We start from the raw sequence: 6,281 nt of genomic DNA on the forward strand, positions 1-6,281 counted from the left end.
TTGACAATAACAAAACGATGACGATAATGCAAGCGACGCCGGCACACCGAGGCCGGCAAAACGCTCATGAAGCGTTGAGCCAGAGGGGAGGATTAGATGAGAAACGACTCGCGCCGTCGGGACTTCTTAAAACTTGCCGCTACCAGCGCCGCGGCGCTCGCATTCGCTGGTGGACCCCGGCTCGCTGCCGCGCAAGAAAAGCGGACGCTGACAGTCGCCTGGGATGCCGATATCGACACACTCGATCCGGCCTCGTTCAAGACGACGGGTGGCTACACCGTACAGGCCAACATCTACGACAGCCCGCTGATGTGGAAAGTGCAGCCGGTGTCGGGAAAGCCTGGGCTGTCACAGCCAAAGCCAGGCGAGATCGAGGGCAGTATCGCCCAGTCGTGGTCCTTCGAAAATGGTGGCGCCACTCTGGTGCTGAACATCCGCAAGGGCGTGACGCTTCCCAGCGGGCGTGAAGTCAACGCGACAACCGTGAAGTATCTCCTTGATCGCGGGCTCCAGTCGCCGGGCTATATGCGTATCCTGTTTCCGCGGCTTCTGCAGATCACAAAACCCGACCAGTTCAAGGTCCGAGACGAGTTTACGATCGAGATCAACATGCCGGCGCCGAGCCCGATGGCGCTGGACACGATGGCACTGATCAACAACGCCCTGCTTGAACCAGACGAAGTTAAGGCCAATGCCACCGCGGAAGATCCCTGGGCGACCACTTGGCTAAAGCGAAATACCGCGGGGCTCGGCCCCTATCGGCTGGTCAAGAATCAACCGGGAGTGGAGGTTGTCCTGGAAGCGCAAGCCGATCACTGGCGAGGGAGGCCATATTTCGATCGGGTGGTCTTCAAGTACGTACCCAACGAAGCGGATCGCGTCCTGCTTCTCAAGCGCAAGGCGATCGACATGATCGCCGGCAGATCAAGCCTGTCCCCGCGCAATGTGAAGAGTCTCGAAGGCGAATCCGGATTGAAGATAGTGTCCGTTCCAGACACACTTTGCCACTGGCTCTGCATGAACACGCAAAAGCCCTTCCTCAACAACGTCAAAGTGCGCCAGGCCATTAACTACGCAATTCCCGTCCAGGCGATCATCCCGAGCGTTTTGTACGGTTATGGCAGTGAGATGAAGAGCCCGGTGCCAAGTCTGACGCCCGGCTACGACCCCACAATCAGCCCCTACAAGTTCGACATTGCAAAGGCCAAGGACCTGATGCGCGAGGCCGGCTTCGGCAAAGAACCCATTCCGATCGACTTGGCAGTGCGCGTCGGATGGCAGCCGCACGAGCAGGCCGCTATCTGGATCCAGACCGAACTGGAAAAGATCGGCTTCAAGGTGAGCATCGTGAAGGAAACCGACGCCACCTTCCGCCAGGCCGCTACCAAAGGTGATCACCAGCTCTCGATCGAATCCTGGCAATCCTGGATTAATGATCCATTCTATCACGTGTTTTTCAATTTCCACAGCACGGCAAAGGGCACCAACACGTCGTTCTATTCAAATGCGGAGCTCGACAAGCTGATCGATGAGAACATGCACGAACCGGACGCCGGCAAGCGCCTCGCGGCGGCTAAACGTGTGCAGGAGATCATCATCGGTGACGCCGTCTGGGGCCATCTCTGGTACGACAACTGGACCCGCGTCATGCGAACCGACCTCGTCGGCATTGAGAAACGCTGGGACAGCTTCGAGCGCTTTTTCAGCATGAAGCTCGCTTGAGCGCACCAAATTTCTTTGGGACGGGAGAGCTCTCCAATGGGATTTTTCTATTACGTGACGCGACGGCTTGCGCTCGCATTGCCCACGCTGTTTGGCGTCAGCGTGATCTGCTTCACCCTCACCTACCTACTACCCGGCAATCCAGCGATGGTGAAGGCGGGCCCTTTCGCCACACCGGAACACCTTGCCGAGATGGAACGCCAGATGGGATTGGATCGCCCATGGCCCGAACAGTATTTCCGGTACGTCTCGGGCACTGTACGAGGCGACCTCGGCGAGAGCGCATCGACGGGACGCCCGGTATCCCAGGACTTTCTGCAGCGTCTACCGGCCACCCTGGAATTGAATCTGGCCAGCCTCCTCATAGCGATCGTCGTCGGTATCCCTCTCGGTGTTCTATCCGCGGTGCATCGCGACACGTTCATTGACCATCTCGGACGAGTGGTCGGCATCGCTGGCGTCGCGATGCCCAGCTTCTTGACGGGGCTGCTCTTCGTCTACGTCTTCTTCTACATGCTCAACATAGCCCCCTCACCGCTTGGACGTCTGGAATCAGGGATCGAACCTCCTCAGCACGTCACCGGTCTCTATGTGATTGACTCCTTGATTACCGCAAACTGGACAACCTTGCGTTCGAGCCTCCACCAGTTGATGCTGCCGGCCGCCACACTTGGACTCAGCGCGATAGCGCCGGTAGCACGGATGGTGCGTTCCACCATGCTTGAGATCCTCGAGTCCGATTACATCAAAGCTGCGTGGGCAGCAGGATTGCCCCGACGAACGGTGATCTACAGAGATGCCCTGCGAAATGCGCTGATACCGGTTATCACAATCTCAGGTATCGTTTTTGGGTTCCTGATGGCTGGAAATGCTGTGGTCGAAAGTGTGTTCTCGTGGCCCGGCATCGGTAACTACGCCGTTACTGCATTGCTTACGAAGGATTCGGCCCCGATCCAGTCCTTCATCCTTTTCGTCGCTGTAACGTGTGTCATCGTCAATCTCGCGGTCGACATCGCGTATGGCCTCGTCGACCCCAGGATACGGCTTAGCTGATGTCTGAATCTTTGTTTGTATCGTCCTCAACCGCCTTGACCCTGATGTGGCAGCGGCTGAAGCAAAATCCGCTTTCGTTTGCGGCGCTATGCGTCATTGTGCTCATCGCAACCGCAGCGATATTTGCGCCACTCGTGGCACCTTATGCGCCCGATGCGACTGATGCGACAGCCGCGTTGGAGTCCCCATCCTGGCGGCATCCGCTGGGCACCGACGAGTATGGCCGGGATCAACTGTCGCGCATCATTTTTGCCGCCCGCGTCGACCTCGTGGTCGCTTTTGCGGCAACCTTGATTGCCGTCACAATTGGAGGTCTGCTCGGAGCCATCCTTGGCTATAGCCGTGGCTGGGCGGATATGGTCGCGATGCGCGCTGTCGATGCTCTCATGGCCTTCCCAGCGTTCGTGCTGGCGATGGGCATTACAGCGGGATTGGGCAACTCCACCACCAATGTCGCAATTGCCATTTCCATCACCCAGATCCCTGCCTACTTGCGCTTGACTCGTGGAGAGATGCTTCGCCTTCGCGAGATGGAGTATGCCGATGCCGCACGCACTGTTGGTAATCCAACCTGGCGAATCGTCCTGATTCACCTGCTGCCGAACTGCCTTCCGCCGCTGATTGTTCAGGCAACGCTTGCGACCGGTTTCGCACTTCTGACCATGGCTTCGCTGTCCTTTATCGGTCTCGGCATTCAGCCGCCGCAGAGCGAGTGGGGTGTTATGGCGGCTGAAGGCGCCTCACAGATCGTCACAGGAGAATGGTGGCTGTTCCTGTTTCCTGGTCTGGCGATCATGATTTCCGTTCTCGCATTCAACCTTGTCGGCGATGGATTGCGTGATTTGCTTGACCCGCGCATGCGAGGAGTAAGATGACCGAACTGCTTAACATCTCCGATCTGACCGTTCATTTCCAGATCAATCAGGGAGCGATTGAAGCCGTCGATCACATCAACCTGACAATCCGCCGTGGCGAGGTCCTTGGATTGGTCGGCGAGTCGGGGTCGGGGAAGTCGGTGACCTCTTTCGCCATCCTGCGCCTGATCCGTCCGCCAGGACGCGTGGTGTCGGGAAATGTGCAGTTTGACGGCGTGGATCTCGGCTCACTGACCGAGGAGGAGATGCGGCGCATTCGAGGCGCAAAGATCGCGATGGTCTCGCAAAGCCCACGAACCGCCCTCAACCCGGTCCTCACAGTCGGAAAGCAGATCTCAAGGTTGCTAATGCTCCACGCAGGCTTGTCGGCGCGAGAGGCCGAGAAGCGGATGCTGGAGATGCTGCGCCTGGTTCGCATTCCAGCCCCGGAGAAGCGGGCCAACCAATACCCGCACCAGTTATCCGGAGGAATGTGTCAGCGCGTAATGATCGCGATGGCGCTTGCGACGTCACCGGAGCTGCTGCTCGCAGACGAGCCCACCACAGGGCTCGACGTTTCAATCGCGGCCAAGATTCTCGATCTGCTGCGCGAGTTGAGCGCAAGGACCGGTGCTGCAATTATGCTCGTAACCCACGACCTGGGCGTGGTTGCCGAGATCTGCGACCGGGTTGCCGTGATGCATGCGGGCCAGGTTGTGGAATGCGCGCCCATGCGCGAGCTGTTTCACAATCCCGCTCATCCATATACGAAGGCGCTTGTCCGATCGATACCGCGAGTTGACCGCGACGTCGTTCTTGAGCCGATACCGGGCTCCGTCCCCTCCTTGGTCAATCCGCCGCCGGGGTGCCGTTACGCGGGACGATGTGAGTGGGTCAGCGATCGCTGTCGCGTTTCGCGGCCCCCGTTGGTCGAGGCCGCTCCTGGCCATGTTGTAGCATGCTATGGATTCGAGGAACATCGTGACGCTAATTGAGGTTCGTGATCTGCAAATGCACTTCCCATTAGGCGGGTTTGGGCGCACGCTCGCACGTCTACGAGGTGAGGTCGCGCCCGTGGTGCGGGCGGTCGATTCCGTCTCATTCGACGTCGCCCCCGGCGAAACTTTAGGACTGGTGGGCGAGTCCGGCTGCGGCAAATCCACGGTCGCCCGTTGTCTGGTGCGGCTACTGGATCCAACTGGTGGATCGATTCGATATGCAGGCAAGGAGATTGCAACGCTGGATCCGCACGCGTTGAAGCCATTCCGCCGCGACATCCAAATGGTGTTCCAGGATCCCACCGCCTCCCTCAATCCCAGGCTTTCGGTGAGAAGCATGGTCGAGGAGGCGCTCATGCTTCATACCAAGTACGCTCCGAAGGAACGCCGCGCACGTGTCGAAGAGCTTATGCACGAGGTGGGGCTCGGTCGCGATCTTTTGGACAGATATCCTCATGAGCTTTCCGGTGGGCAGCGCCAGCGTGTGAATATTGCCCGGGCCATCGCCACAAATCCCCGCTTCGTTGTTCTCGACGAGCCGACGTCGGCACTCGACGTGTCGTTGCGATCGCGCGCGATTCTCTTGCTGGAGAACCTACGTGAACATCACGGACTATCCTACCTCTTCATTTCGCACGATCTGGCCACGGTGAAGTACCTCGCGAGCCGCGTTGCAGTGATGTATCTCGGCAGCATCGTGGAATTGTCGGACACGCGTGATCTGTTCGCGAAGCCCTTGCACCCCTACACACGAGCATTACTGGCGGCCGTTCCGGTGCCCGATCCGGACGCGAAGCGCGATGACTTCGCCTTGGCGGGCGAAATTCCAAGTCCCATAGATGTTGCGCCCGGGTGCAGGCTGCGCGGCCGTTGTCCCTTGGCCAAACCTGTCTGCGCAGAAAGACCGCCTTTGAAGGAGGTCGCGCCTGGCCGATTTGTCGCTTGCCATCTCGCCTCAGAACTGGATGCTTGATTTTCTGGTCCGCACAACAGGGAGCGGAAGTCTACCATGCCTATTGTCCGATTTGTCTTTGCCGCATTGAAGCCAGGTGTTAGCGCGGCAGACTACGAACGCTTCGAACGCGAGGTGGATTACGTCACCGCGGCAAGATTGAAGACTATCGTCAGTTATCGCACGCACCGCATTACAGAAACCGGTGCTGGCCTATCGGGAGGACCCTGGGACTATGTCGAGCGCATCGAGGTGACAGATCGTGCCGCCTACGAAGTTGAACTTGCCTTGGCTGGCAAGGAACTGATCGACGAGCTTTATGAGAAGTATCTCGACAAATCCAAGACAGTATCGGTCTGGTCGGAGCTTGTCGAACCATAAGCTATTTCCCGCCGCTCTTGGCCAGGAGGCTTACGCTCGCTCCCCGCTCGTCCTCACGCCCGGCGGGAGATTGCGCGTGAATTTCGAGCGACCGCGATCGCATGCGGCGGTTCACTGTCGGTCCAACCTCGTCATAAAATCACGTCTCTCTTATCGTCGGGTAGCTTAAGACGTTGAGTGTGGCGCGTCGAGGATCACTACCTGACCTGGTCTCCGGATTCGGATGCAGAATGGCGTTGAGCGGACTGACTAACTGAGTCCTCCAAAAAAAAGGGCCACTCCGAAGGAGTGGCCCAAGTAGGGGAGGAAACGCCCTTGAGG

General features: G+C 58.5%; 6 protein-coding genes. All 6 read left to right on the top strand.

The features are described from left to right. Nucleotides 1–96: 96 nt before the first annotated feature. From CQ12_RS15180 to CQ12_RS15205, 6 genes are read left to right on the top strand one after another with little or no spacing between them, the layout of a single operon-like run. Nucleotides 97–1,722 (top strand): ABC transporter substrate-binding protein, encoded by a 1,626-nt coding sequence (locus tag CQ12_RS15180; protein ID WP_057836103.1) that lies wholly within the window; start codon nt 97–99, stop codon nt 1,720–1,722. A gap of 36 nt (nt 1,723–1,758) precedes the next feature. Next, nucleotides 1,759–2,775: an ABC transporter permease gene (locus CQ12_RS15185; protein ID WP_057836104.1), complete on the top strand. Its 1,017-nt coding sequence runs from the start codon at nt 1,759–1,761 to the stop codon at nt 2,773–2,775. After that, on the top strand, nt 2,775–3,650 hold the full coding sequence (locus CQ12_RS15190; protein WP_083519294.1) for an ABC transporter permease: 876 nt from the start codon (nt 2,775–2,777) through the stop codon (nt 3,648–3,650). Before CQ12_RS15185 ends, CQ12_RS15190 begins: the two co-directional genes overlap by 1 nt. Next, nucleotides 3,647–4,624 carry an ABC transporter ATP-binding protein gene (locus CQ12_RS15195; protein ID WP_057836106.1) on the top strand — a complete coding sequence of 326 codons (978 nt, stop codon included), beginning with the start codon at nt 3,647–3,649 and terminating at the stop codon, nt 4,622–4,624. Before CQ12_RS15190 ends, CQ12_RS15195 begins: the two co-directional genes overlap by 4 nt. Further along, nucleotides 4,611–5,600: an ABC transporter ATP-binding protein gene (locus tag CQ12_RS15200; protein ID WP_245309925.1), complete on the top strand. Its 990-nt coding sequence runs from the start codon at nt 4,611–4,613 to the stop codon at nt 5,598–5,600. The genes CQ12_RS15195 and CQ12_RS15200 overlap by 14 nt, the downstream gene beginning before the upstream one ends. Nucleotides 5,601–5,636: 36 nt before the next feature. Beyond that, entirely contained in the window at nt 5,637–5,960 is a 324-nt protein-coding gene (locus tag CQ12_RS15205) for a hypothetical protein (RefSeq protein WP_057836107.1), read from the top strand. Nucleotides 5,961–6,281: the final 321 nt, after the last annotated feature.

The organism is Bradyrhizobium jicamae, from assembly GCF_001440395.1.
GTDB classification, from domain to species: Bacteria; Pseudomonadota; Alphaproteobacteria; order Rhizobiales; family Xanthobacteraceae; genus Bradyrhizobium; species Bradyrhizobium jicamae.

Excerpts from the sequence above, each read along its gene's own strand:
- CQ12_RS15180 (WP_057836103.1), top strand. The coding sequence starts at position 97 with ATGAGAAACGACTCGCGCCGTCGGGACTTCTTAAAACTTGCCGCTACC.
- CQ12_RS15185 (WP_057836104.1), top strand. The coding sequence starts at position 1,759 with ATGGGATTTTTCTATTACGTGACGCGACGGCTTGCGCTCGCATTGCCC.
- CQ12_RS15190 (WP_083519294.1), top strand. The coding sequence starts at position 2,775 with ATGTCTGAATCTTTGTTTGTATCGTCCTCAACCGCCTTGACCCTGATG.
- CQ12_RS15195 (WP_057836106.1), top strand. The coding sequence starts at position 3,647 with ATGACCGAACTGCTTAACATCTCCGATCTGACCGTTCATTTCCAGATC.
- CQ12_RS15205 (WP_057836107.1), top strand. The coding sequence starts at position 5,637 with ATGCCTATTGTCCGATTTGTCTTTGCCGCATTGAAGCCAGGTGTTAGC.